This is a genomic window from Cellulomonas algicola, from assembly GCF_003851725.1.
Lineage (GTDB): Bacteria > Actinomycetota > Actinomycetes > Actinomycetales > Cellulomonadaceae > Cellulomonas > Cellulomonas algicola.
The window spans coordinates 1-1,088 of sequence record NZ_BHYL01000468.1 but is presented as its reverse complement, the minus strand read 5'-3'; the positions used below and the strand labels follow the sequence as shown (position 1 = coordinate 1,088).

Here is a 1,088-nt window from a genome sequence, read left to right as displayed (position 1 = left end):
CCCGCACCATCGGGGCCTCCCGTCCTCGGCGCGTGACCGCTGCGTCACGCGCCGTCCGGCGTCGGATCCTCACCCAGGTCCAGTGTGGCCCCCGGGATCACCGCCGCGCCCCCATGAGACCGCAGCGATACCGTAGTTTGGCACATCCTTGACCCGGCGATCCGCACGGACCGCGGCGGGCCGCACGCGCCGGACGCCGGCCGCACGACCGCGACGACCGGTGCGGCCCGGTCACGCCAGGTCGGGTCGACTCCGGTCCGGTCAGGTCCGGACGTACGCCGCCCACAGCGGCTCGGCGCGCACCGCGGACGACCCGAACGTCACGGACCAGCGTGGCGCGCGCGGCGTGAACGTCAGCTCCCACCCGATCTCGTGCAGCAGCCGGTCGGCCTTGCGGTGGTTGCAACGGACGCACGCCGCGACGACGTTCGACCACTCGTGCCTCCCGCCTCGCGACCGCGGGTGCACGTGGTCGACCGTGTCGGCCCCTCCCCCGCAGTACGCGCAGCGGTGGCTGTCGCGCTGCAGGACGGTCCGTCGCGTGGGCGGCACCGGCTTGCGGACCGGCACGTGGACGTAGCGGGTGAGGCACAGCACGACCGGCAGCGGGACCGCGGCGTGCTCGGAGTGGAGCACCCGCCCGTCGGTCTCGAGCACCGTGGCCTTGCCGCTCATCACGAGCAGCACGGCCCGTCGCAGGCTCACGATGCACAGCGGTTCCATGCTCGCGTTGAGCAGCAGCGAGCGGGCGCCCGACGACAGCGCCGACGGGATCGCCCGGGAGCCGGGCGGCGCGGTGACGGCACGGGCGCTCGCGCCGACCGTCCCGCCCCCCTCGGGGGCGAGGGCAGTTGTCTCGGTCAGCACGGCGTCCTCCCGACCTCACGGGTCGGACCGGCTGGCTGCCGGCCCGGCGAAGCAACAGCGTGGTGCGCGACCAGCGTACGCGGCGACCTCGCCACGGCCATCGGAGTTCCGTGCGCGCCGCGGGTGAACGCCGGACGCACGTCCACCTCACGACCGGCCGTGACGCGCGGACGACGGCACGTGCGGTCGTGCCGGCGTCGCGGGACGACGACGAGGCCCCG

General features: G+C 75.3%; 1 protein-coding gene. It reads right to left on the bottom strand.

What is annotated here, in order from left to right; genetic code table 11:
- Nucleotides 1-261: 261 nt before the first annotated feature.
- Nucleotides 262-867: an HNH endonuclease gene (locus CTKZ_RS20895; protein WP_124344687.1), complete on the bottom strand. Its 606-nt coding sequence runs from the start codon at nucleotides 865-867 to the stop codon at nucleotides 262-264.
- Nucleotides 868-1,088 lie beyond the last annotated feature (221 nt).